Genomic DNA, 23,298 nt, shown 5'->3' on the forward strand with positions numbered 1-23,298 from the left:
ACCTTGCAGCCCGCCCTCACAGAGGGTGACAGACCCCACTGACAACTCGACCTCCATCAAGTGTGCGGTACATTCCGCGTTGCCGCGGACACCTCGCACATCACAGCGCACTGTCTAAGTATTGCTTCCCCGGCACACCGGCCGGCTCCGGGATGACTCACCGCGCGGAAGCTGTGTCGTAGCAGAGGACATCATGCTGTACCCGGACCATGCCGCTCTTCAGTTCCGTCAAGCCTCCACGGGCGTATCGGGAGCCCGCAGGTCCGCGTGGGAGGTGGCTCACACTGGTCGGCGGTTGGCCACTTCGTCCATATGCTGGAGCAGGGCCTCGATGTCAGCAGCATCCATTCCGCCGACGACAGACGTCTCTTCCTGCAGGTCAGCGAGCTGGCAGACGGATGGGTCGTCGAGAATGCGGCCCATGAAGTCGAGCTTTTCCTTCATGCGGAGCTCTACGACCTCATCGACCGTGCCCGAGGCGGCGAGCACTGTGACGCGCGTCTCGGCGTCGGGGTCGAGGCCTAGCCGGTGAATACGGTCCAGGCTCTGCAGAAACCGTCCCGCCATGAAGTCCCTGTCTACATAGACCGCGTCGTGGCACACCTGGTGAAGACTGATGCCTTCCCCCAGGGTCGCCGGGTTAGAGAGCAGTACCAGGCAGTCCGGATCTTCCCGGAAGCGCCGGAGCTGTTCCTCACGGTCAGGCGTACCACCGTGAACCATGGCCGGCTGGTACGGGGCGAGCATCCTCTCCATCGTTGTCAGGCTGCGTACGAACGTCGACCAGACCAGGGTCTTCCGGCCAGCGGCCGCGTTCTGGCCCACCAGGTTCAGCGTTTCCGCGTACTTCGGTGACAGTTCGTAGCTTGGGAGGTCGCGCATGAGCGTGAAGAGCGAGTCGTCCTCGGGGACCTCGAGCGGCTGAACCCGGTAAGACAGCGGTTCGTACCGGCTGCTTCCCTCCCGCAGCAGGGCGGGACTGGTCGCCGCCATAAGGAGCCGGAGCATGGCTTTGCCCAGGGCGTCGAAATCCGCTTGCGACGCCTGAGCCCGGGCAGTGGTCTCCGTGCCGATCAGCGCGTCATAGATCTCGCGGTGCAGCGGCGGAAGCTTCACGTACCGGATCTTGGTTTCGTATGGCGGGAGACCAAGCTCGTGCTTGGTGGTCCGTGTGAAGAGCGGCCGCAGCACTCTGCTGGCGTGCGCGAGGTCGCCACCGTCAACGGCGCTGGTCACTACCCGCCTGCCGTGCCCGGGCCAGACGAAGGACAGCAAGTTCTCCAGATCGCGGGCGCCGTTCGGGGCCGGCGTACCGGTCAGGATCAGCCGTCGGCGGCTGAGCGGGCCGAGCATCATGCAGGAGCTTCCGTAGACGCCTCGTGCGCCCAGCTTCATCCGGTGCGCCTCGTCCAGAATGACCATGGCCGGCGCCGCTCTGAGCCATGCGGCCAGATGGGGCAGGGAGCGGTCCAGTCGTTCATAGTTCACGAGCAGCAGCTCCGTACCGATCTCGGGGCTCTTCGACAGCACCTCTGCCGCGAGAGGCTCCTTGAAGCAGACACCGCTTTCGTAGAGCCATGACTCATACGCCGATTTCGGGCTGACGACCAGCAGCCGTCTGGCCTCGCCGCGCTCACGCAAAGCGGCGTACACCGCGAGCCCCACACGGGTCTTCCCTGCTCCGGGCACGCTGAAGTTGGCTCCGTGCCGCATTGACAGCAGGTGGGCGATGTCCCGGCGCTGAAACGATGTGAGGTCAGCGGCCCAGTCGTCACCGAGAAGAGGAACCACATCCTCCGCGGCGACCGACAGCCCTCCAGAGCCCTCACCGCTCAGTGCCCGCTCGGCGGCTTCCGCATCGTCGAGGACCCCGCCAACGAGTTCCGCGAAGGCCTCCTCCCACTCGACGTCCTCTGGTGACGGCCATCTGCCCAACGCGTCCAGACCAACCAGGAAGTCGTCCAGTTCGATGTCCACGGCCTGCGGCCCGCGCCGCGTGCTGGCGGGAAACCAGCCCACTAGCTGCGTAAGTGCACTCTCGTGGGCTGGGTTCACCCGCAGGGCTGCCTTGGTCCGGGTGACGTCGAACCCGATCCGCAGCGAAGGCTCCTGGCTGTCTGCCACGTTCCGTCAGTCCTTCTGCCGCATCGCGTCGAGCAGCCACTCGACGCCATCGCCAGGTACCTCGATGCTACGGGCGGTCTCCACGGCCAGTTTTCCCAGGCTTTCGCGCAGCTTCAGCACCGCCTCATCGAACGCCTCTTCATCCAGGCTCCGAGACGCCCTGGCCATGACGAGGTCCGTCACACACTGCTCGATGTCCTGGCACGCGTCTGTGATCCGGCCTGGAGCGGCCTGCTTGCGCTTGCGGATCCTGGCATCCTTGCCGGCGGGAACCAGGGCCTCTTCGAACGCCGCCTTGGCTATGGTGAACGTCTGCTCGGTCGCCTGCACCCGCTCGGCGGAAACGCTTGCCGCTGCCGTGCTCACTGCCTTCGCCTTGAGGACCGTGTCGGTGAGCGACTTGGCGATAGTCACCTTGGTATCGGCAGCCTTCATAGTCCTGCCGAGCCCTGGGATGGTGACCGACGACGACGCGGCAGACTGAGTCTTCAGCTCATCGGGCAGGTGCCGGTCAAGGTAGCGGCTCCCGAAATCCGGCTCTATCAAACGGAGATCCGTCTTGGAGAAGCCAAGGACGACCGCCGCCAGCCGCGTTTCCTTCATCGCGTCGGCGTTGGCCTTGCTCACCTTGGCTTCCTTGACGTAGCGGCGGTGCAGTTCGCGAAGCTTCTCCTGGTGCTGCTCGAAGTCGATCAGTCGCAGCTCAGCCCCCTCCCCGCGGCTCCGCTCGATCAGGTCCCGCAGGCAGGACAGAATCCAGCGGTCCTGCTCGCACGTCTGCTGATGGATACGGAACTCGCGCGCTATGTCCTTGGTCGAGCGCCCCAGTTCGTATTGCTCTTCGATGGCCAGCAGCCGGTTGATGTATGAGTACTCGCGCCGATGGTCTTTGCGGAGCTGCAGGGACAGCTCTACCGCGTTGACATCGGCCCAGGTGCAGGACTCCGGGAGCACGCCGACCCGGATATGGGCGGCTCCCAGTTCCTTGAGTGCGGCCCGTCGGGTGTTGCCGTTGACCAGCACACCATCACGCGTGATGAGGCCCGGCTCATTCTGCTTGAACTCACGCAGGCTCTCCTGCAGGGCAAGGAAGTCCGGGTCCTCCTTGGAAGGATCGGAGGGCAGTCCCTTGAGGAGGTGGTGCAGGTAGTCCTGACTGGTGACGCTCCACGGGGCCTCGCGCAGCTCGCGGTCACGTGCTGGGTCGTAGGTACGCTGAGCCCTGATGCGATGAGTGCTCGGGTTGTAGTACAGCGCGTCAACCGGCATGTCGATGACCTCGACATGCATGGGGTTGCCCCGCCATTCGATGGTCAGTGTTTCTCTGGTGCCAGAAGCCGACTCGGCGTCCCTGATCCGCTGCCGGATCAGCTCCTGGTTGGCGGCCGCCTGCGGCGGGCTTCCATACTCCGTGGTGTTCATGTCCTGCTTTCCTGGCTCACAGTGGTCACGGGCCCTACGCCGGCCTGGCCTCTAGATACCGTCCTTCAGGGCGAGCTCCTGGCGGACCTTTTCCCGGGACTCCTCGGGAAGAGACCGGTAGTCGGCCCAGAGCCGCTCAAGGTCGCTGAAGTCGCGGCGGTCCTTCGCTACCCAGCCGGCCAGGAGCTTACGTTCCATCTGCCCGAGCCTCCGCACTTCTCCAAGAACATCACCCAGGTCAGACGTCAGTCCCCGGCCACCCACCCGGCACCGGTTGCACTCGGTGACCAGCTCCACCTCCGTGCTCCCATCAGCCCGGCGTACCTGCCGACGGGCGATGTCGAGCTGAGCGGCTTCGTATGTGCCGGCATAAATCTGGCCACCGGAGATACCGCACGAGCGGCAGAAATTCCCGTCCTTGGCGATGATCTCCCGGCGCTGCGTCGCCGTGATAGCGACGGACGACTTAGGGCGCCCCTTACCCGGTTCCCAGACCGGCTCGCCCTGCAGCACAAACCGCTGTTCATGAGATTCGAGACTACTGTCCTCTCGGTTCGTGTCTATGCGCCAGCCGTGATCCCGCAGGTCCCTCATGCGCCGGTCGATCTGCGCGGTTCCGGGGAAGGCCTCCCGCAGGTCGGCTTTGGTGAACACGTTCCCTTCACCGACAACGGTGACAAGCCACAGCGCGGCACGCTTCATCGTGCCGAACTTCTCATCAGTCCAGGACGGCAAGTCCATCATGCGGCTACCTCTCACTCACATAAGGAAGTTCGTCGCAGGCGGCGACTCGGCTTCAGGAGACCGTGCGCACCAGCGTCAGGTCGGCACTCGTGTCCCTTCCATGATCCAGGCAACAGCCCAGAATGCAACCGAATTCCTCTTGCCCCTGTTCGCGGAACTGCGAACAGGGGAGGCTTGACGAGGAATCCCGGACCAGCTAGCAGAAAGAGAGATGCCAAAGAATGTGTGATGCGCGCCACAATTTAGCCGTCGCCGGGCGCCCGAACCCCGAAAAGGGGGGGACCGGGCAAGCCGAGCCCGCCACCCGCCGGACACCGAAAAGGAACCGACCGGCAACTGTTCGCAAGCCGAGACGGCACAGCCCGCGAACACGCGCGCGAACACGCTCACCATTCCTCTGTAGGGCTTCTACCTGCAACTTTCACCAGCATGGCACTCACCGGCAGCCTTCCCGAGGGGGACCGGCAGGCAACCACAGGCGCCCCCCATGTCGGCGCGCGGATTCGGTTCCCGCCGACCCCACCCTCACCTAACGACTCGAATCGCCACTAATAGGTCGAAAGCGGCATTGCAGACCAACTGGCATGAAGTTTCGCGGCCACCGCACCTCCGTGCACGAAGGGCGAGAGGGTAAGGTCTGACGGCATTGCCCACGTGTCGACGAGAGCCAGCCTTGCCTGACACCGGGGCAGCGAAAGGTGAATCCTAAACATCGATATCGACTGCCGCCATTTTTTCCTTGACATTCCCCATCCCCTTGGGGGGAGAATCTTCGGACAGAATCCGTCGCGGAACGCTCGCCGCGGGGAGAAGCAGCGCGCCGACACCAGGGCGACCCGAAAAAACCCGTCTAGAACCCGGCATACAGAAGGGAAAAAGGTGCCTCCGAGAGGGCAGGTCAGCGACCGCATCCACCCCGACGCCACGCCCGAGGGGCGGAAGCTCGCCGTATTCCTGGCAGACCTGTGCAGGCTGGCCCGCAAGGAATCCGCCAGCCAGCAGTCCATTGCCGACGCCATCCTGGTTTCACGTTCGTCGCTCTCAGACTTCCTGCGTGGCCGCCGAATCCCCTCGGAGGACGTTCTGGTGCGGCTCTGGACCCTCGCTGACCATTCCAGTTCTTCCGACGGCCCGCCGCCCCTGGCCGATGCGCTTGAGGCGCGCTGCGACGCCATCCTGTCCCGGCACGGTTCTGTACCGGGAAACCGGGCTAACGTGCCCAAGCCCCGTTTCTCTCGCCCGGCGCCGGCAGTGCGGGCATCTTCCGCTCCCCCGGATGACGAAGCACTGCGGTACCTGCAGGCGGGACGGGAGGGGGACGCCTACACCTTGCTGTGGCATGCAGGCCGCAATCACACGCCGTCCGAGATCCGGGACGCGGTCGCCGCGTATCACATCGCCGGGCGGAAGGATGCGGCCGAAACTTTGCTCTCCAGCGCTGCCGCCCGCGACGCCCAAGCGGTTCTCCGGATCGTCGGAGCGCTCCTTGATGCCCAACGGCCCGATGACGCCGCGACGCTGGTCAGCGCTGCCATTCGCCGGACGGGCTCAACCGTCCAGACCTCATAAGCCGGACAGAGCACGGTCAGGCGGCCCGGAACTCTTACAGAAAGGACCTCATGAGGTTCCTCCCGCTCACTCCGGCTGCGCGTCCGGAAGGGGCACAGAGCTGCTGCTCGGTCATTCCTGAGGCCACCGGCCCGCGACGCTCCTCCGTGCATGCCGGAGAAACCTTTCGCCGAAGCAACGCCAAGCCTCCCCGCAGACCGCTGGGGCGCGCCCCGCCTCAGTCAAGAACCCGCTGCTCCCGGTTGTCTAGGCCGGGGGAGCAGCGGGCCTCGCGCCGACCTTGTCCTCATCCAAGAACGAAGGAATGACGCATGACCTACGATCCCACGAACCCCGGTTCCATCGCTTCCCCGGCCCAGGCCGTGGCCACCATCTGGAACGTTTCTCCGTGTGTGATGATCGCCATCGGCCAGCCGGAGGATGCTCAGCACCTCTGGGCCATGGTGATCGTGTACACCGTCGGCACGCTGTATGCGGCGTGGTGTCAGCGGAACCAGGCCCACGGCGGGCTGCGCCGCCGCCGTGCCAGTGGCCGGCGGCGGTAGTACTGAACACTAAGCACCACTGACCATCTGTTTCAGAGACCAGGTCGCGGCCGTCAGTTGAACCTCACCATCTGACGGCCGCGACGCCGTGGCACAGAATCCGAGGGGAGCTGCCACGGGGCGGTCACAGTCATGCGCGCTAGCCAGGCCCGCGCGGGCTGCCTGGCGGCTCGTTCCCCGCCTGTGTGACCTGCGCCGACGGTGCAGAGCACAGCGGTGTACATCTGTCTCGCGCTCACCGAAAGAGCTGTTAAGCCCGAGCGTAAGGTCGGACCAGTTGTCCCCAATACGGAGGTACAAGCATGGCCAGGGTGCCAAGTTCGTTGGTTGCTATGACGGGGCTCGTGGGTGGTTATGGCGTGGCCCGGTGGACGAAGAAGCGGCCGCTTGGTGGGGTGGCGCTGGCGGCGGTGGGGGTTGTGGCTGCGCGGGAGTGGGAGCGGAAGGTGGGGAAGAAGGGGGCGGTGGCGTTGAGTGGGGCTTATGTGGCGGCGTTTGCCGGGGCGCATCCGTTGGCCAAGAAGGTGGGGGCCTGGCCGTCGGTGTTCGCGGTGGCGGGGGTCGTGGGGGCGGCTTCGTGGGTGGTGGCTGATCGGCGCGGCAAGTAGGCCGGTGGAACGTACGAAGGGCGGTCGCGCATCGGGTGCGCGGCCGCCCTTTCGCGTGGGGGTGCGGGTTTCAGGCTGAGGCCTCGTTGAGGAGGGCGAGGTCGTCGTTGGTGAGGTGGAGGTCGGCGGCGGCCATGAGGGCGGGGAGCTGGTCGACGGTGCGGGCGCTGGCGATGGGGGCCGCGACGGTGGGCTGGGCGGTGAGCCAGGCGAGAGCGACGGTCGCGTGCTCGGCCTGGTGGGCGGAGGCGACCGTGTCCAGGGCAGCGAGGACCTTACGGCCGCGGTCGGTGGCCAGGTACTGGGCGGCCTTCTCGGACCGGGCGCTGTTCACGTCGCTGTCCGGGCGGTACTTGCCGGTGAGGAAGCCGGACGCGAGGGCGTAGTACGGCATGGCGGAGACACCGTGACGGGCGGCGGTGTCGGCCAGTTCGCCCTCGTATGTTTCACGGGAAACCAAGTTGTAGTGCGGCTGGATGGCGACGTAGCGGGCCAGGTTCTCGCCGGCCGAGAAGGTCAGGGCGGCTTCGAGGCGCTGGGCCGAGATGTTGGAGGCGGCGATCTCGCGGACCTTGCCGGCCTTGACCAGTTCGTCGAGGGCCGGGAGGAACTCCGAGACTTCCAGGGACTCGTCGTCGTAGTGGGTGTAGTAGAGGTCGATGTAGTCGGTGCGCAGGCGGGTGAGGGAGGCGTCGACGGCGGCCTTGATGGTGGCCGGTGCCAGGCCCTTGAGGTCCGGGTGGGCACCGACCTTCGTGGCGATGACGACGTCCTCGCGGTTGCCGCGGGAGGCGAGCCAGTTGCCGAGTACGGTCTCCGATTCACCGCCCTTGTTGCCCGGCACCCAGGCCGAGTACACGTCTGCGGTGTCGATGAAGTTGCCGCCGCCGGCGACGTAGGCGTCCAGGACGGCGAAGGACTGAGGCTCGTCCGCTGTCCAGCCGAAGACATTGCCTCCGAGGGAGAGCGGCGAGACGGACAGGGAGCCGAGAGTCTTCTGTGTCGCAGTCATGATCTTTCCAACCTAAGGGGAGCGAGACCAAGCCGCAGTCGGGCGGGGGGAAACGGGAGGCAAAGGGTCAGGAGCCCGGGGCCGTGGACAGCGGGCTGGCGATGCTTTCCAGGGAGCGGCGTTCCGCGCGTACGGCCAGGAAGGCGGCGGTCAGGCCGGCCAGGCACATGAGAGCGGCGCCGATGCAGAAGGCGAGGGCGGTGTCGGCGGCCACGCCGGACTCCGTCAGCTCGGCGAAGACCAAGGGGCCGCTGATGCCGCCCGCGGCCGTGCCGACCGCGTAGAAGAAGGCGATGGCCATGGCCCGGGTCTCCATCGGAAAGATCTCCGAGACGGTCAGGTACGCGCTGCTCGCGCCGGCCGAGGCGAAGAAGAGGACCACGCACCAGCAGGCGGTGAGCGTGGTGGCCGTGAGGTGGCCGCCGGAGAAGAGCCAGGCGGTGGCGAAGAGGAGCACGCCGGCGAGCAGGTAGGTGCCGGAGATCATGATGCGGCGGCCGACGGTGTCGAAGAGTTTGCCGAGGACGAGCGGGCCGAGGAAGTTGCCGGCCGCCATGACGGCGAAGAAGTAGCCGGTGCTCGATGTGGACACGTCGAAGAACGCGGTGAGGATGGCGCCGAAGCCGAAGGTGACGGCGTTGTAGAGGAACGCCTGGCCGATGAAGAGGGCGAGGCCCAGGACGGCGCGCCGGCGGTAGCGCGAGAAGACGGTCCGGGCGATCTCCAGGAAGCCGATGCTCGACCGGGGGTGGATGGTGATCTCGCCCGCCGGCTCGGGGAGGGGCTCGCCCTTCTCGTCGGTGATCTGCTTCTCGATGGAGGCGACGAGTCGGTCCGCCTCGTCGCCCCGGCCGTGGATGAACAGCCACCGTGGGCTCTCGGGCACATTGCGGCGTACGAGGAGGATGACCAGGCCGAGGACGACACCGAGCGCGAAGGTCAGCCGCCAGCCGAGATTCATGGGGAAGAGGGCGGTGTCCAGCATGACGATGGACAGCAGGGACCCGCCGATCGCGCCGAGCCAGAAGCTGCCGTTGATGACGAGGTCGACGCGGCCCCGGTAGGCGGAGGGGATCAGTTCGTCGATGGCGGAGTTGATCGCCGCGTACTCGCCGCCGATCCCGAAGCCGGTCAGGAAGCGGAAGAGGAAGAACCACCAGGTGGAGAAGGAGACCGCGGTCAGGGCGGTGGCCGCCAGGTAGACGGCCAGCGTGATCAGGAAGAGCTTCTTCCGGCCGAAGAGGTCGGTGAGCCGTCCGAAGAACAGCGCGCCGAGGCAGGCGCCGGCCACGTACAGCGCCGCGGCGATACCGGTGACCTGGGCGGACGAGATGGGCAGCCCGCTGCCCCGCTCGGACAGCCGCCCGGCGATGTTGCCGACGACGGTGACTTCCAGCCCGTCGAGGATCCACACCGTGCCGAGGCCGACGACCACCATCCAGTGCCAGCGCGACCACGGGAGACGGTCGAGGCGGGCGGGGACGGCAGTGGTGACGGCGGCGGGCTCGGCGGCGGACGGGCTGAGGGCGGCGGATGTGTGGGGATCCGTGGCCTTGCGGAGGCCTGCGGGCGGCGGGTGGGGGCCGGTCGGATCGGCGGTGCTGTGGCCGCCGGGCGTCGCGGCTCCCTCGCCGTGCTCGGCCCCGGATGTGTCCCCCGCCATGTCCTTCGGACTCATCGCACCCTCCTGAACCGGGCCGGGGCCGGTCACCCCGGCGGCGCAGCCATCCGAGTGCCCGGCGGACAGCGCGCGAAGCGGGGGAAATGCCCGGGTTGAGGGATTCTCTTATGAGGGGGCGGCCCAGCGGGGCAGGTCGGCCGCGGCGCCGTACGCGTGTCGTGGAGGAGAGGCTGCCCCAGGGGGCGCCCGGGTATCAGACGTCGAGCCCGTGCTCGCGCAGCCACGGCTTCGGGTCGACCGGCGTGCCGCCCGGCCGTACTTCCAGGTGGAGGTGCGGACCGGTGACGTTGCCGGTGGCGCCCACCCGGCCGATGACCTCGCCGGCGGCGACCTTGCCGGTCGTCCGCACCATGGAGGACAGGTGGCAGAACCACAGTTCCGTACCGTCCGCCAAGGTGAGGATGACGCGGTAGCCGTACGCGCCGGCCCAGCCCGCCTGGGTGACCGTACCGCCGTGGACCGCCTTGACCGGGGTGCCGGTGGGGGCGGCGAAGTCCAGGCCCGTGTGGTTGGCCGCCCAGCGATCACCGGCCTGGCCGTACCCGGCGGTGAGGGTGTAGGAGGTGAGCGGGGAGACGTAGCTGCGGGCGAGTTCGGCGCGGCGCTCGGCCTCGGCCTTCTCGCGCGCCGCTGCCTCGGCCGCGCGCCGGGCCTCGCGCTCCGCCGCCTCCTTGGCGGCCGCGGCCTTCTCGGCCTGCTGCTGGTGCGCGGCCGCGTCCCGTGCCGCCTGCTCGGCGGCGGCCTGCTCCGCGGCCCGGCGTTCCTCCTGGTCGGCGGCGCTCTGCTGCCGGTCGGCCTGGTGGAGGATACGGTCGCGCAGCGACTGGCCCGCGCCCATGCCCTGCGCCGCCTCGGCCTGGGTGAGCCCGGCCTGCGAGAGGGGGGCGCCGACCGCGGCCTCACCGGGCCGATCGGCAGCAGAGCCGGAGGAACCCGGCGAGTCGGGTATGAGGTCGCCGATGCCCGGCAGGGACTCGGCGTCCGGCAGTTTCGCCGCGAGGTCGTCCGCCAGGTCGCCGACGTCCGGCAGGGATATCGCCGGCAGCGGCTTCTCCTCGGCGGTGGCCATGCCGCCGGCGCCGACCGCCGCGATCACGCCGACGCCCAGGACCGTACCGCTGCGGGCGAGTCCGCCGCGCTGCCTGCCGGCCACCCGGTGCTTGCCGCGTACGGGCCGTACGGTGTCCTCGGTGGGGTTCCACTCCTCCCAGACGCCGATGCCGGACTCCCCGGGCTCCACGGCGAACGCACCGGGATCGGTGGACGCGCCGGAAACACTGGATGCACCGGAACCGGTGAACGCACCGGAACCGGTGGACGCCCCAAGATCAGTGAACGCACCAGGACCGGCGACCGCAGCGGCGGCAGCAAACCCACCGGAAGCGGCGGCAGCGGCGTCAGGAGCGGGAGCAGAACCGGCAGCACCGGCCGTACCGGCCGTACCGGCGTCGAGCACCGGGAGCGGGCCGGAGGCGCCGGGAGCGGCGCCGAAAGGAATTTCGGGGACGGAGCCGGCAGGGCTGTTGGACGCCACGGGGGCGCACTCCTTTCCTTCCTCTTGCCTACCGGGTCAGCGGTGGGGCCGCCCCCAGGCCTGCCCGGCACCGGGGGCGGGGCCTCCAGAGTCGTACAGGCGCTGGGGAGTTCGGAGCAGGAAGGTCTGCCACGGACGGCGGGCGGCCTCCGAAGGATCGGCGGCCGTCCGGCCCGGCGCACCCCAACGTGGTGGTTCCCCGGTTCCCAGGACACGCGCTCGTACGGCACCGGCCGCGGGCCGGTCCAGCGGTGCCCCAACGGTGATTCAGTTGTGAACCTGCTGACGGGATTAGGCGTCGGCGCACGGTGCCGCCTCTTGCGACGGCTGGGACGACCGCGCTGCGTTATCGGACTGTAATAGAAACGATGGTCCGATACCAAGCGTTCCGCCGAATCCTTGGTCGTTTTGGGGTGGCTTTGGCCTGAACTTAAACGCCCATCAGGGCATGAATGGGGGCGAGTTGCCGGGCGGTCGTCAAACCTGTGATGCGTGATTGTGCGGGAGTTGTTATGCGCAGGGGTGCCCGGTACTCACCCCCTGTGAGCGCAGTAACGTCTGATCATGGTCGTCAACAGCGCGCAGGCCCTGGCGGATCGGTACGTGGACTTCGCGTGGTACCAGGCGCGGGGCCAGTCCGACGCCCACGAGGAACTCGCCGCGCGGATCGGTCACGACCCCGAATTCTGCGGTCACCTCGCGCGCTCCCTGCCCGTCGGCGACAAACAGCAGCCCAACCTCCTGTTCGCCGCGGTCCGCTACCTCGACGGCCCGTACGCCGAGCAGGGGCCGCGCGGCGACGCGGCGTACCGCGGCTGGCGTGAGTGGACGCTGCGCCACTGGGAGGACGTCCGGGCCGTCGTCATGCGGCGTCCGACGCGAACCAACGAACCGGCCCGCTGCGCGACCCTGCTGCCGCTCCTCGCCCGGCTCCCCCAGCCGCTGGCCCTCCTGGAGGTCGGCGCGTCGGCGGGCCTGTGCCTGTACCCGGACCGCTACCGCTACCGCTACGACGACCGGCCGGAGTTCGGCGCCCCGGACAGCGCCGCGGTCTTCTCCTGCCGTACGGGGCCGGGCACGCCCGTACCCGATCGCGTCCCGGACATCGTCTGGCGCGCGGGCATCGATCTGCACCCCCTCGATCCGGCCGACCCCGACGACGTCCGCTGGCTGGAGGCCCTCGTCTGGCCGGGCGCCACCGACGAGCGCGTATGGCGTCAGCGGGCCGCCGTCGAGGCCGTACGGGCGGCACCGCACCCCCGTGTCGTACGCGGCGACCTGATCGACGCGCTGCCCGCGCTGGCCGCCGAAGCCCCGCCCGAGGCGACGCTCGTCGTCTTCCACACCTCCGCGCTGACGTATCTCCCGCCGGCGCGCCGCGAGGAGTTCGCCCGGCTCGTCCGGACCGTCCTCCAGGAGCGCGACCGCCCCGGGCACTGGATCTCCAACGAGCACCGCTCCGTCCTCCCCTGGATCACCGCACCCCGTCCGCCGCACCCCCTCCAGACGACGGAGCGGCTGCTCACCCTGGCCCTCGACGAGCGGCCGGTCGCCTTGACCGGCCAGCACGGACAGAGCCTCCAGTGGCTGTGAGACCGCGCGCCTGAGCCCTGCGGTGAATCGGGGCCCGAGCGGGTGCCCTGCTCCTGAGCCGAACCGGGCACCCGGCCCAGGCCCGCCTCCGCCCCACCTCCGAGCCGGACCGTCCCCCCGCTCCTCACCCCTTCACGGGCCGCTGTACCGCCAGCAACGCCATGTCGTCCGCCGTCGCCCCGCCCGTGTGCGCCGCCACGTCCTCCACCAGCGCGTCCAGCAGGGCCTGTGGCCCCTCGCCGGCCCAGACCCGCCCGCGCAGCCGCTTCGCCGGTTCGTAGAAGACGTTGTCGGCGTCCCTGGCCTCGGTCACGCCGTCGGTGAAGAGCAGCAGGATCGAGCCCGCGGGGCAGGCCGTCTCATCCGCCCGGTCCGGCCAGCCGGCCACCTCGCTCATGCCGAGCGGCAGCGCGGGCGACTTCGGGGTCAGCTCGCGCAGGTCGCCGTCGGGGGCGAGGAGCAGCGGCGCCGGGTGGCCGCGGTTGAGGACGCGGAGCGCGGCGTGTTCGTCCGAGGGCAGTTCCGCCAGTACGGCCGTGGTGAACCCCTCGAACTGGTCGAGGCCCTCCCGTCGGCTGCCCTCGCGTTGCAGCGCCCGCTCCAGCCGCCCCGCCACCGCCTCCAGGCTGGCCTCCTGCTCCGCGGCCTCACGGAAGGCGCCGATGACGATCACCGCGGCCTCCACCGCCTCCAGGCCCTTGCCCCGGACGTCGCCGACAATCAGCCGTACGCCGTACGGGGTGTCCTGGACCGCGTACAGGTCGCCGCCGATCCGGGCGTCCGCCTGCGCCGCCACATAGCGCGCCGCGACCGCCAGCCCGCCGATCCGTTCGGCGGGCGTCGGCAGCACGGCCCGCTGGGCCGCCTCCGCGACGTACCGTACGGAGGCGAGCCGGGCATCGCTCATCCGTACGACCCGGTTGATGCCCAGCGCGAGGACGGCGACGACCAGGACGGTCAGGCCCTCGGTGAAGGACTGGTTGGTGTCGCGGTCCCCGTGGTAGAGCACGACCCAGGTCTCGGCGAGGACGGCGGCCGCCGCGATGACGGCCGTACTGCGCAGCGAGTACAGCGGTGCCGCCACCAAGGGCGCCGCGGAGAAGAAGGGCGCGGCCGTGTACCGGGCGGGGGTCCCGCTGTCGAAGATCAGCCCTGCCACGAGCAGGATGAGCGGCAGCCAGCAGACCAACTGCCGGCCGAACGGCGACATTCCGGAGCGGCGGCGCCGCCGCTCCCGATCGCCCGTACGGCCCCTGCCGCCTCGACGCACCCGCACCGGCCTGCCTCCCACTCCCGCGCGCCCGTCCGTACGACCGCCGTCGCCGTCCCAAGGTTTTCCGCTGGCGGGCCGGGCGGCGAATCAGATTGGGCCGAACGGGTCATTCGGGCCGCGGGAGAGCGGCAGCGCGCACGGCGCCCGCCCTCTCCCCCGCGCGACTTCACAGCACTCCCTCACCCCCCGGAAACACGACAGCGCCCCCGGCCGGTGATCCCCGGCGCGGGGCGCTGTGCGGTGGTCCGGAGGCTCTCTTCCGGTGTGTACCTGGTGGGCCATCAGGGGCTCGAACCCTGAACCAATGGATTAAAAGTCCACTGCTCTGCCAATTGAGCTAATGGCCCGCACCGAGCAGCATAGCCCGCGTTCCCGCCGCAGCCCGAAGGCATGGGTCATCGAACCGGCGGAGGCGCCGCGTCCGCTTCGGGGCGGGCGTGGCGCGCGGAGCTGCCGTGCGGCGGGGTGCGCGGCCAAGGTGGCGCGCGGGGCGCGGAGTTGAGACGCGGGGCCCGCGCCCACCCCGTACCGGAGTACGGAAGTGCGGCGCGGGCCCCGCGGTCCCGGAGGGCGACGCCCGTCAGGCGTCACGCTCTCCGTCAGCCGTTGCGCTTCCAGCGCGGCTTGTCCTCACGGCGGCCGAAGGAGGAGCCGGTGCCGGCGCCGCGGTGGTCGTCCCGGCGGCCGTACGGGCGGTCGCCGCCGCCCGAGCGGTAGCCGCCCGAGGCGGGACGGTCGTCGCGACGGTCGCGGTTGTACGGACGGTCGCCGCCGCCGGAGCGGTAGCCGCCGGCCGAGCGGCCGCCGGAGCGGTCGTCACGGTTGAAGGAACGGTTCGGGCGGTCGCCGCGGTCGCGGTTGAAGCCGCCACCGGAGCGGTCGTCACGACGGTCACGGTTGAAGCCACCACCGGAACGGTCGTCACGACGGTCACGGTTGAAGCCACCACCGGAACGGTCATCGCGACGGAAGCCGCCACGGTCACCACCGCGGTCACCCCGGTCGTCACGACGGTCACGGTTGAAGCCGCCACCGGAGCGGTCGTCGCGGCGGAAGCCGCCACCCGAGCGGTCGTCACGGCGGTCACGGTTGAAGCCGCCACGGTCGCCACCCCGGTCGTCCCGGCGGTCGCGGTTGAAGCCGCCACCGGAGCGGTCGTCGCGACGGTCACGGTTGAAGCCGCCACGGTCGCCACCGCGGTCGCCGCGGTCGCCACGGTCGTTGTCCCGGCGGTCCCGGCGCTCGTAGTTGCCCCGCTCGTCACGGTTCGAGGTGCGGCGCGGCGCCTCGTCGGCCTCGGGGGCGGCCTGGGCCGGCACGACGGCCTCGGCGGCCTCCTCCACGGCGGCCTCGGCGGCGGCCACCGCCTCCTCCGGGTCCTCGCCCCGCTCACGCGCGGCGCGGGCGGTCAGCCGGTTGGCCTCCTCGCGCAGCTCGGTGGCGCGGCGCTGTGCGCGCTCCAGCTCACGGGAGAGCTCCTGCGCCTCGCGCTCGGCCTGCTTGGCGGAGTTGGTCGCCGAGTCGGCCTGCACCTCGGTGAGCGAGCGGGCGCCGGTGATCCGGGCCACGTCCTCGTCGAAGGCGCCGGCGCCGCCGACGATGTGCCGCGAGGCGTCCACGCCCGCGTCCTCCATGAGGCGGAAGATCTGGCGGCGCTGGTGCGGCAGGGCCAGCGACACGACCGTGCCGGACTGGCCCGCACGGGCGGTACGGCCGGAACGGTGCAGGTAGTCCTTGTGGTCGCCGGCCGGGTCCACGTTCAGGACCAGGTCGATGCCGTCGACGTGGATGCCGCGGGCGGCGACGTCGGTGGCGACGAGGACGTTGACGTAGCCGTCCTTGAAGTCGGCCAGCGTGCGGGTCCGCGCGCCCTGCGTCATACCGCCGTGCAGCGCGTCGGCGCGCACACCGGAGTCACAGAGCTGCTCGGCGACGCGGTCGGCGCCGAGCTGGGTGCGCACGAAGATGATGGTGCGGCCCTTGCGGGCGGCGATGGCGGCGGTGACCGGCGCCTTGTCCTTCGGCTTCACGACCAGCACGTGGTGGGTCATGGTCGTGACGTTGCCCTGGGCGCTGTCGACCTCGTGGGTCGCCGGGTCGGTCAGGTAACGCTTGACCAGGGTGCCGATCTCGTTCTCCATCGTGGCGGAGAACAGCATCCGCTGACCGCCGGACGGCACCAGGTCGAGCAGCTCGGTGACCTCGGGCAGGAAGCCCAGGTCGGCCATCTGGTCCGCCTCGTCCAGGACGGCGGTCTCGACGTCGTCCAGCGAGCAGGCGCCGCGGTTGATGATGTCGCGCAGGCGGCCGGGGGTGGCGACGAGGACGTCGACGCCGCGCTCCAGCGCGTAGATCTGGTTGCCCATGGACGTACCGCCGCAGACGACCTTGAGCTTCAGGCCCAGGACATCGCCGTACGGCTGCAGCGCGTCGCTGACCTGCATGGCCAGCTCACGGGTCGGGGTGAGGATGACGCCGCGCGGGCGCTTCTTCGCCGTGTTGCCGCCGGCCAGCCGGCTCAGCAGCGGCAGACCGAAGGAGAGGGTCTTGCCGGAGCCGGTACGGCCGCGGCCGAGGATGTCGCGGCCGGCCAGCGCGTCGGGGATGGTCGCGGCCTGGATGGGGAACGGGGTGGTGACACCGTTCTGGGCCAGCTTGCGGACGATCTTCTCGTCGAGGCCGAGGTCGCCGAAGGTGACCTCGGGGGCCGCGTCCTCGGTGGCCTCGGTGGCCTCGGTGGCCTCGGTGACCTCGGGGGCCTCTGTGACCTCAGCGGCCTCAGTGACCTCAGGGGCCTCGGCAGGCGTCTCGACGACGGCCTGGTCCTGCTGGGGGACCGCCTGCTCGTCGGCTGCGGGCAGGACGGACTGATCAAGGGAAACAGACATGCTAAATGCGAAACCTTCCGGAGTCTCGGCACAGGCACGCGCCCAAACTCCGTGAGACTTCACAAACGACCGCCTCAATGCGGTCAGCCACGGCAAGGGAGAGAACGCGCCACACGGCGCTGCATCATGCGCCGGGCAAATGGGATCAAACGATCTACCACCATACTCACTCCGGCCCCCGGAAGGCAAATGCCCTCCCGAATCCCCGTGCCCCACCGCGTCTCCCCGGCCCCTCGCCCAGCTCTGTCCACCCCGTGCCCGGCCTGCCCGCCCCCTATCCGCTGCCCTCCGGCTCGGGGGGCGCGGGCGGCACGGACGTCGGGGACGGCGCGGGGGAACTCGGCTGCGGGTCCGGGCTCGCGCTCGGCGTCGGCTTCACGGTCGGTGTCGTACGGGGCGGGTGGGCGGAGGCCGAGGGCCGGCCGCTGCCGGGCCGCGCCGGAGCGGGCGCCGCGGGGCCGGAGCCGGGCGGCCCGGGCTTCTCGGGGCCGGGCGCGGCGCCCGACGCAGGCTCCGGTTTCGGCTCCGCCTCGCGAGCCGACGGCGTGTGATCGCTCGCGGGCGCCCCCGCGTGCCCCTCCACACCGTGGCCGCCGCCCGCGCGCCCCTTGCGGTCCGGGCTCCCGCCGCGGGTGTCCACCGTGCCGCCGTCCGGCGCGGGCCCGCCGTCGGGCCGCGTGGAGGAGCCCGACGGCTTGGGCGGCTCCGCGTCGCTCACGCTCATGCAGCCGCTCAGCGACGCGGCCAGGGCGGAGGCGGCTGCCACGGCGGCGGCGAGCCGGTTCAGGGCCGGGCCGGTAAGGGGGGAAGCGATCGGGCGCACGGGCGGGACCTCCGGATCCGGAGCGCGGAGACTGCGGAGAACGAGACTGCGGAGATGAACGCCCTGCCCAACTCCCGCCGACCGTCCGAGGACACGCGCCGTACGCACGAGATCGCGTCCGTACGGGCCGGCTCACCTCCCCGGACACCACCGGCACCACCTCGAACGCCACGAATGCCGCGAACCGGCCGCCCCCGCCGCCGGCCCGCTCCGGCCGCCCGCCGGCGACCGCCCGCCGCCGGCCCTCAGCCGTACCCCAGCGCGTGCAGCCGTTCGTCGTCGATCCCGAAGTGGTGCGCGATCTCGTGCACCCACAGATACCCACCGAACACGGGTCCGAAGGCCGGGCTTAGTCTGCTTTGGGTATCCATGGGAGAAAAAGTGTCACCGCGAGAACTTATGGGCGCGTTGCTCCGCGCCATCCTCTACTGCCGAATCTCGGACCTGACGGACACGTCCACGTCCATCCCCAGGCAGGAGAAGGCAGGCCGAGCGAAGGCCGATGACCTGGGCGCCGAGGTCGTGAAGGTCTTCACCGATGAGGACAAGAGCGGTTACCACACCTACGTGGAGCGTCCCGACTGGGACGCCGCCCTGGACATGCTCCGTCAGCGACTGGCGGACGTGCTGATCGTCTTCAAGGTGGACCGTGCCACCCGCCAGGGCATCCCTCAGGCATCCGAGATCATCCGGGTTGTCTACGAGACCGGGTGCCGGTTCATCTCGATTGCCGACGGTATCGACTCCAACAACGAGGGCTGGGAAATCCAGCTCACGTTGGCGGCGCACCAGGCGCACAAGGAGTCCAAGAACACGTCTATCCGGGTCACTGACCTACGGGCGGACGAGCGGGACGCGGGCCGGTGGATGGGCTCACGCCCCTACGGCTTCATGGTCACGCCGGAACGGAAGCTGGAACTTCACCCGGAAGAGGCCGAGATCATACGCGCCATAGTGAAGAAGCTCTTGGACACAAAGGAACCGGCGTCGCTGCGCTCCATCGCGGCGTGGCTGAACGCCCAGGGTTACGACTGCCCGCGCTGGGCAAGCCGCAAGATCCGCATTGCCCAGTTGGAGGCCAAGGGCGAGCCACTGAAGGCCCAAAAGCTTCGAGAGAAGCCAATGAAGTCTCCTAACTCTTGGTCATGGCCGGTCGTGCGCCAGCTCGTGACTAGCGTTGTGCTCACCGGATACCTTCCTCACAAAGGCGAGATATATCGCCATTCCGAGTCAGGTGAAATGGTCCGCGTCGCCCCGGAACTCATCTCTCTGGCGGACTCAACTCGACTCCGGGCCTTGTTCGGTAAACGCGTCCCAGTGCACTGGAAGCGCTCCGCCGTCCCTGCATCTCGATCCAAAGAAACCGGCCGTGCTGTAACTGGCCTTCTGTCTGACTACCTCCACTGCGGCGAGTGCGGAGCGCGAGAGTCGTACGACGCGTACTGGGTCCGAAACGGGAAGCCCTGGCCTCGTTACCGGTGCCTACGACGGCAGTTCGCCGGGCGGTGCCCAGGAACTCTCATGAAGGGTGATTACGCAGACCGCATAGTCACTCAGGCAATGGTTTCCCGTCTGGCTGCGTTGGATGATGACCATCCGGCACTGCTCGCCATTGCAGAACGCTGGACCGACTTGCGACACCCCGAACGAGTCACCCGCAGGCGGGACCTGGAAGCCCGAATACAAGAAGAGGAACAGTTCCTCGACCGACTGGAAGACGAAAAGCTGAACGGCCTCTTCAAGGGCAACCGAGGTGAGGCACGTTTCCGCAGTAGGTACAACGCCAGCAACGACCGACTGGAGCAATACGAAAAGGAGTTGGCCGCCCTCCCAAGTGGCCAGACCGCAGATATCACTTTCCTGCGGGACTGGATGCTGTTTGAGGAGGCATGGGAGAACTGGCCCCTAGCCGAACGCCGGGAAATCCTCGGCCTTGTCCTAGAGCGTGCTTGGCTGTTCAAGGCCCCTACCTCCGGTGTGCGGCCCTCTGTAGACCGATTCCGGTTCTGGTGGGTTGGCGATCCCGAACCGACAGATATAGGCGTCTCCATGGTCTTGGCTGACGACCGGTAACTAAAAAGGCGCCAATGAGCCCCAGGGCCCGTTCCTTCTTCTGGGAGGAACGGGCCCTTTGCGTTGTCCCGCTGTCCCGTCCTGTCCCGCCCCGCGCGGCGGTTGCGTGGCTGTCACGGTCCCCGGTAGATGCGCACAGCGGCGGCACACCCTTTGGGCGCCCGGTTGTCACGGGCCCCGGTGGATGCCACCACGAGGCCCAAGGCGTAACGGGTCTCTGTGAATGACGCTAGCGCGCGGTACGCACCGTGAGCTGAATGAGAGGAACCCGGAATGTGCCACACCGAAGAACTACCCGACGCGCCCGCGCGTCCGGTAGAGCCACAGGCTCCCGGCGACCCGTGGACGTATCGGGTCGAGTGCCCCTACTGCCCCCGCATCCATATTCACGGTGCCGGGCGGTCCGCCACAGACGCAAGTACCCATTACGGCCCCCGTGGCTCTCACTGTACGGACATCGTGCTGCGGGGCAGGCGCGTGTTCGACGCCACTCCGTACCGGGGCCGTTCTTACCGCCTTGTTCCGGCGGTGGACGCATGACGGACATCATCGAGATTGATGGGTGGACTTTCCAGGCGGACAAGCTGGCAGAGACAGAAGCAAAGGCAGAACCACCGATCCCGACCGGTGCGGAAGCATTGGCGGACATTGAGGCGGCGCTACGGCGGTTCATATGGTTCCCCAGTCCGCACCATTTCACGGTGGCGGTTCTGTGGACGGCCTACACACACCTGCTGACGCAGTGCCCCGGACTTCCCATTGCACCACGACTCGGCATCTTTTCCGGCGCTCCCGGGTCCGGTAAGACACGCGCTCTGGAGATCCTTTCCAAGCTGGTCGCCAATGGCCAGGACGTGGGTTCGATGTCGTCGGCGGCCATGCTGCGACTCATTGCGGCGGCGGAAGAGTCGGGAGAACTGGGCGCCTTCCCCATCGTGCTCTTCCCTGATGAGCTGGATCGGACCTACTCCGCCAATTCAGCCGGTAGCCAGGATGACCTAACCATCATCCTTAACGCCGGATACAAGCGCGGCGCGGTGGTACACCGTGCACACAAGGACAAGCAAACGGAAGTGATCCGGTACTCGTGTTTCGCCCCGGTGGCGTTCGCCGGACTGGCGACGGCTCGTCTTCCTGACGCCCTCCTGACGCGCACGTTCGTTATTCACACCACGCGCGCTCGCCGGGAGGAACGGCCGGAGTCGTATTTCCCGTTGGCGCATGATGATGAACTGGCCGAAGTTCGAGAAAGCGTGGCCCGGTGGGCCAAGGACACGGCCCACAGGTTCACCAAAAAGGAAAAGCTGTTGGCTGAACTCCTGGCTTCGGAAGTCAGGGACAAGGTGGACGGTCGCGACCATGAGATCTGGTCGTGTCTGTGGGCCGTTGCGGCTACCGCCGGAGATTACTGGCAGGAACGCTGCATGGCGGCGCTAGATGCGGCCCAAGAGGAATCACGCGACGGGAGCGCCACAGGCTCCGCCTCCATGCGTCTCCTGGCGGCGCTACAAACCCATTTCAGGGACTTGGAGCGCCGGGGCAGGCTCACAGCCAGCATCAGCCGTAATGACGCCTGTACGGCCGCACTGGACCTCGACCCCTTGGCGTTCTCCCGGTTCGACGGACGAGAGGAATTGCGGCCGGAGGACGTGGGGCGCCTACTGCGGGAACACGGATTGAAATCCGTCCGCGTCCGGAGTGGCAGCGAACGGACATATGGCTGGCGTTGGGAAGACCTCCGCGACGCGTGGGAACGCGTTCTGCCTCCCCTGGACGACAACGAACCGGAGGAGCCGGAATCCGAGTCGGCGCCCCCGGCGACCGACATTTTCAACCAGGCCCGATAGCTCCGCGCGGGGCGGGACAGGACGGGACAACGGGACACTCAGGAAAGGCAGCAGCATTGCGCTGGCGGAAAAATGCAATAGCCCGGCCGGCCGCCCCATTCCGGGGGCGATGTATCCGCGCCATCCCCCTGGTGTCACGCCCCCCAGTTAACCCTCACGTAGAAAGCCCTAGGCGTCTCTAGGGCTTGCCTCATCCGGCGGCGACCGGGCACCAACCGGCCCACCACCCTTGCGTCCCGGAACTCCGGGGCACGGGGTTTTCATATGCCCAAATCCCATGGAGATCACGTGATCCTCAACCGCATTCGCCTTTCACGGCGGATCATCGCTGCTCTTGGCGATGCGCATGAGCTGGCAAACCGCACAGATTCCGGCGACCTCGCCGCCAAGTTCTCCGCCTTGCAGGGCGAAGCCTGCCGGGACCTTGGTGACGTTGTGTGCAACGCCTACAACAACGGCGGAATAGCCGAACCCGATGCCCGCTCCGCCCTCCGGCCCATCTACTCAACGCGGCATGAGGATCAGCAAACAAATTCCTAAGCATCTCGCCCCGGGCAAGCACCTGAGCCGGAAACCAATCTCAACTCATCTGGAGAAATGAATCATGAGGAAAATGGACGAGCTGGATCGTAAGTCCGGCCATCTGCATGGCCGCCTCTACAATCACCTGACGGTTCGGGAACACCTCCCGGAAGCGCCGGAACGGGTGCACTCTGCCTGGGCCAAGGTCACGGAACTGCACGACCAGGCATCGGACGCCCTGGACAACTGGCAGCGGGCGGGGCACGAGGGAGAAGAGGCGGAAAAGCGCCGACTGGCGGAGCACCATGCCTACCTCTCAGGCGAGGGACCGAAGCCCAAGGGTGCATACAAGCGCATGGACATTGAGGCGCGGCGCGCGGACGCACTTTTGGAGTGCGAAGCTCGCGTGAAACTGGTCGAAAGCGCACGGCATGAATACCGCCAGCTCCTCAAGGAAACCGGTGTCATTGAGGAGACCCGGGAACGTCTGCTGACCAAGTTCGACGGCCTCCAGGCCAAGGCGCTGGAGGCCGTCACGGCGGCCGAGACCGCGTTCAACACCTGGATTCGAGTGAGTAACAGCCTGGGTCAGGTCACCGCAGACCTGGGCCTGGGAGGCGGTCCGAAGGGGCACGCCCCGTCTATCGATAAGGAGCGACTGGGCTGGTTCTACGAGGCGCATGAGACATGGGCCAAGCTGTACCGCGTCCTGGGCACCAACGACCCTGTGGCATCCGGCCGTTGGGCGACCATGAGCCGTGAGGAACTGCTGGCGGACCCTCCGGTGTGGCAGCGGGAAATCCTGGCCCGCAACCACCCGCGCAGCCAGGACCGGGCCAGGCTCCGACGAATTGAACTGAAGGAGCGGGCGGAGGGTCGCCTGATCAGCGCTCTGGAGGTACCGGCGGATATGTCCCCGGCGGAGGCCAAGGATCTGCTTCCCGGCGCCTGACACACCTTCTGGCGGGGGTCTGGCATACCTGGGCCCCCGCCTTCCGCACGCGGCTCCGCGGGGCCGCTGAGACGCCGCGGAGGCGCAC

Annotated in this window: 17 protein-coding genes, 1 tRNA gene and 1 pseudogene; 9 read left to right on the plus strand and 10 right to left on the minus strand. The window is 68.6% G+C overall.

Going from position 1 to position 23,298, the window contains the following annotated elements; genetic code table 11:
* Positions 1-279 precede the first annotated feature (279 nt).
* From ACH4EB_RS07670 to ACH4EB_RS07680, 3 genes are read right to left on the minus strand one after another with little or no spacing between them, the layout of a single operon-like run.
* On the minus strand, positions 280-2,124 hold the full coding sequence (locus ACH4EB_RS07670; RefSeq protein WP_398346481.1) for a DEAD/DEAH box helicase: 1,845 nt from the start codon (positions 2,122-2,124) through the stop codon (positions 280-282).
* Positions 2,125-2,130: 6 nt separating this feature from the next.
* The gene (locus tag ACH4EB_RS07675; protein WP_398346482.1) at positions 2,131-3,546 is read right to left on the minus strand and encodes a transcriptional regulator; all 1,416 of its coding nucleotides are present in this window, start codon (positions 3,544-3,546) and stop codon (positions 2,131-2,133) included.
* Between the two features lie 51 nt (positions 3,547-3,597).
* Positions 3,598-4,287 carry a hypothetical protein gene (locus ACH4EB_RS07680; protein ID WP_398347042.1) on the minus strand — a complete coding sequence of 230 codons (690 nt, stop codon included), beginning with the start codon at positions 4,285-4,287 and terminating at the stop codon, positions 3,598-3,600.
* 882 nt (positions 4,288-5,169) lie between these two features.
* Here ACH4EB_RS07680 and ACH4EB_RS07685 point away from each other — a divergent pair.
* The 3 genes from ACH4EB_RS07685 (at position 5,170) to ACH4EB_RS07695 (ending at position 7,012) form a co-directional block, all read left to right on the plus strand.
* The gene (locus tag ACH4EB_RS07685) at positions 5,170-5,859 is read left to right on the plus strand and encodes a helix-turn-helix domain-containing protein (RefSeq protein WP_398346483.1); all 690 of its coding nucleotides are present in this window, start codon (positions 5,170-5,172) and stop codon (positions 5,857-5,859) included.
* 311 nt (positions 5,860-6,170) lie between these two features.
* Positions 6,171-6,404 carry a hypothetical protein gene (locus ACH4EB_RS07690; RefSeq protein WP_398346484.1) on the plus strand — a complete coding sequence of 78 codons (234 nt, stop codon included), beginning with the start codon at positions 6,171-6,173 and terminating at the stop codon, positions 6,402-6,404.
* 302 nt (positions 6,405-6,706) lie between these two features.
* On the plus strand, positions 6,707-7,012 hold the full coding sequence (locus ACH4EB_RS07695; RefSeq protein WP_398346485.1) for a hypothetical protein: 306 nt from the start codon (positions 6,707-6,709) through the stop codon (positions 7,010-7,012).
* A 70-nt stretch (positions 7,013-7,082) separates the two neighbouring features.
* On the opposite strand, the gene ACH4EB_RS07700 is transcribed toward ACH4EB_RS07695, so the two are convergent.
* From ACH4EB_RS07700 to ACH4EB_RS07710, 3 genes are all read right to left on the minus strand, one after another.
* Entirely contained in the window at positions 7,083-8,024 is a 942-nt protein-coding gene (locus ACH4EB_RS07700) for an aldo/keto reductase (RefSeq protein ID WP_398346486.1), read from the minus strand.
* A gap of 67 nt (positions 8,025-8,091) precedes the next feature.
* On the minus strand, positions 8,092-9,702 hold the full coding sequence (locus tag ACH4EB_RS07705; RefSeq protein WP_398346487.1) for an MFS transporter: 1,611 nt from the start codon (positions 9,700-9,702) through the stop codon (positions 8,092-8,094).
* 196 nt (positions 9,703-9,898) lie between these two features.
* Positions 9,899-11,239, minus strand: a complete 1,341-nt coding sequence (locus tag ACH4EB_RS07710) for a M23 family metallopeptidase (RefSeq protein ID WP_398346488.1) — start codon at positions 11,237-11,239, stop codon at positions 9,899-9,901.
* A gap of 564 nt (positions 11,240-11,803) precedes the next feature.
* Here ACH4EB_RS07710 and ACH4EB_RS07715 point away from each other — a divergent pair.
* Positions 11,804-12,832, plus strand: coding sequence for a DUF2332 family protein (locus tag ACH4EB_RS07715; protein ID WP_398346489.1), 1,029 nt, complete (start codon positions 11,804-11,806; stop codon positions 12,830-12,832).
* Positions 12,833-12,956: 124 nt separating this feature from the next.
* Here the strand turns inward: ACH4EB_RS07715 and ACH4EB_RS07720 are convergent, their stop codons facing one another.
* The 3 genes from ACH4EB_RS07720 to ACH4EB_RS07730 form a co-directional block, all read right to left on the minus strand.
* On the minus strand, positions 12,957-14,042 hold the full coding sequence (locus ACH4EB_RS07720) for a PP2C family protein-serine/threonine phosphatase (RefSeq protein WP_398347043.1): 1,086 nt from the start codon (positions 14,040-14,042) through the stop codon (positions 12,957-12,959).
* Between the two features lie 334 nt (positions 14,043-14,376).
* Positions 14,377-14,452 (minus strand) — tRNA-Lys (locus tag ACH4EB_RS07725).
* A 252-nt stretch (positions 14,453-14,704) separates the two neighbouring features.
* Positions 14,705-16,993: a DEAD/DEAH box helicase gene (locus ACH4EB_RS07730; protein ID WP_398346490.1), complete on the minus strand. Its 2,289-nt coding sequence runs from the start codon at positions 16,991-16,993 to the stop codon at positions 14,705-14,707.
* Positions 16,994-17,247: 254 nt separating this feature from the next.
* On the opposite strand from ACH4EB_RS07730, the gene ACH4EB_RS07735 reads away from it, so the two are divergent.
* Positions 17,248-17,544 (plus strand): hypothetical protein, encoded by a 297-nt coding sequence (locus ACH4EB_RS07735; protein ID WP_398346491.1) that lies wholly within the window; start codon positions 17,248-17,250, stop codon positions 17,542-17,544.
* A gap of 517 nt (positions 17,545-18,061) precedes the next feature.
* Here the strand turns inward: ACH4EB_RS07735 and ACH4EB_RS07740 are convergent.
* Positions 18,062-18,127, minus strand: a pseudogene (locus ACH4EB_RS07740) (metallopeptidase family protein); the annotation flags it as partial.
* A gap of 88 nt (positions 18,128-18,215) precedes the next feature.
* Between ACH4EB_RS07740 and ACH4EB_RS07745 the strand changes: the two are divergent.
* From ACH4EB_RS07745 to ACH4EB_RS07760, 4 genes are all read left to right on the plus strand, one after another.
* On the plus strand, positions 18,216-19,889 hold the full coding sequence (locus ACH4EB_RS07745; protein WP_398346493.1) for a recombinase family protein: 1,674 nt from the start codon (positions 18,216-18,218) through the stop codon (positions 19,887-19,889).
* 536 nt (positions 19,890-20,425) lie between these two features.
* The gene (locus ACH4EB_RS07750; RefSeq protein ID WP_398346494.1) at positions 20,426-21,736 is read left to right on the plus strand and encodes a DUF3631 domain-containing protein; all 1,311 of its coding nucleotides are present in this window, start codon (positions 20,426-20,428) and stop codon (positions 21,734-21,736) included.
* A 288-nt stretch (positions 21,737-22,024) separates the two neighbouring features.
* Entirely contained in the window at positions 22,025-22,276 is a 252-nt protein-coding gene (locus ACH4EB_RS07755) for a hypothetical protein (RefSeq protein ID WP_398346495.1), read from the plus strand.
* Between the two features lie 73 nt (positions 22,277-22,349).
* A complete protein-coding gene (locus ACH4EB_RS07760; protein ID WP_398346496.1) occupies positions 22,350-23,210 on the plus strand; it encodes a hypothetical protein in 861 nt (286 codons plus the stop codon).
* Positions 23,211-23,298: the final 88 nt, after the last annotated feature.

Origin of the sequence: Streptomyces sp. NPDC018045 (assembly GCF_044327445.1) — a bacterium.
Classification (GTDB): Bacteria; Actinomycetota; Actinomycetes; order Streptomycetales; family Streptomycetaceae; genus Streptomyces.

Bases quoted from the DNA above. Each gene is read 5' to 3' on its own strand.
- ACH4EB_RS07675 (WP_398346482.1), bottom strand. From the start codon at position 3,546: ATGAACACCACGGAGTATGGAAGCCCGCCGCAGGCGGCCGCCAACCAG.
- ACH4EB_RS07680 (WP_398347042.1), bottom strand. From the start codon at position 4,287: ATGGACTTGCCGTCCTGGACTGATGAGAAGTTCGGCACGATGAAGCGT.
- ACH4EB_RS07690 (WP_398346484.1), top strand. From the start codon at position 6,171: ATGACCTACGATCCCACGAACCCCGGTTCCATCGCTTCCCCGGCCCAG.
- ACH4EB_RS07695 (WP_398346485.1), top strand. From the start codon at position 6,707: ATGGCCAGGGTGCCAAGTTCGTTGGTTGCTATGACGGGGCTCGTGGGT.
- ACH4EB_RS07700 (WP_398346486.1), bottom strand. From the start codon at position 8,024: ATGACTGCGACACAGAAGACTCTCGGCTCCCTGTCCGTCTCGCCGCTC.
- ACH4EB_RS07705 (WP_398346487.1), bottom strand. From the start codon at position 9,702: ATGAGTCCGAAGGACATGGCGGGGGACACATCCGGGGCCGAGCACGGC.
- ACH4EB_RS07715 (WP_398346489.1), top strand. From the start codon at position 11,804: ATGGTCGTCAACAGCGCGCAGGCCCTGGCGGATCGGTACGTGGACTTC.
- ACH4EB_RS07720 (WP_398347043.1), bottom strand. From the start codon at position 14,042: ATGTCGCCGTTCGGCCGGCAGTTGGTCTGCTGGCTGCCGCTCATCCTG.
- ACH4EB_RS07730 (WP_398346490.1), bottom strand. From the start codon at position 16,993: ATGTCTGTTTCCCTTGATCAGTCCGTCCTGCCCGCAGCCGACGAGCAG.
- ACH4EB_RS07745 (WP_398346493.1), top strand. From the start codon at position 18,216: ATGGGCGCGTTGCTCCGCGCCATCCTCTACTGCCGAATCTCGGACCTG.
- ACH4EB_RS07750 (WP_398346494.1), top strand. From the start codon at position 20,426: ATGACGGACATCATCGAGATTGATGGGTGGACTTTCCAGGCGGACAAG.
- ACH4EB_RS07760 (WP_398346496.1), top strand. From the start codon at position 22,350: ATGGACGAGCTGGATCGTAAGTCCGGCCATCTGCATGGCCGCCTCTAC.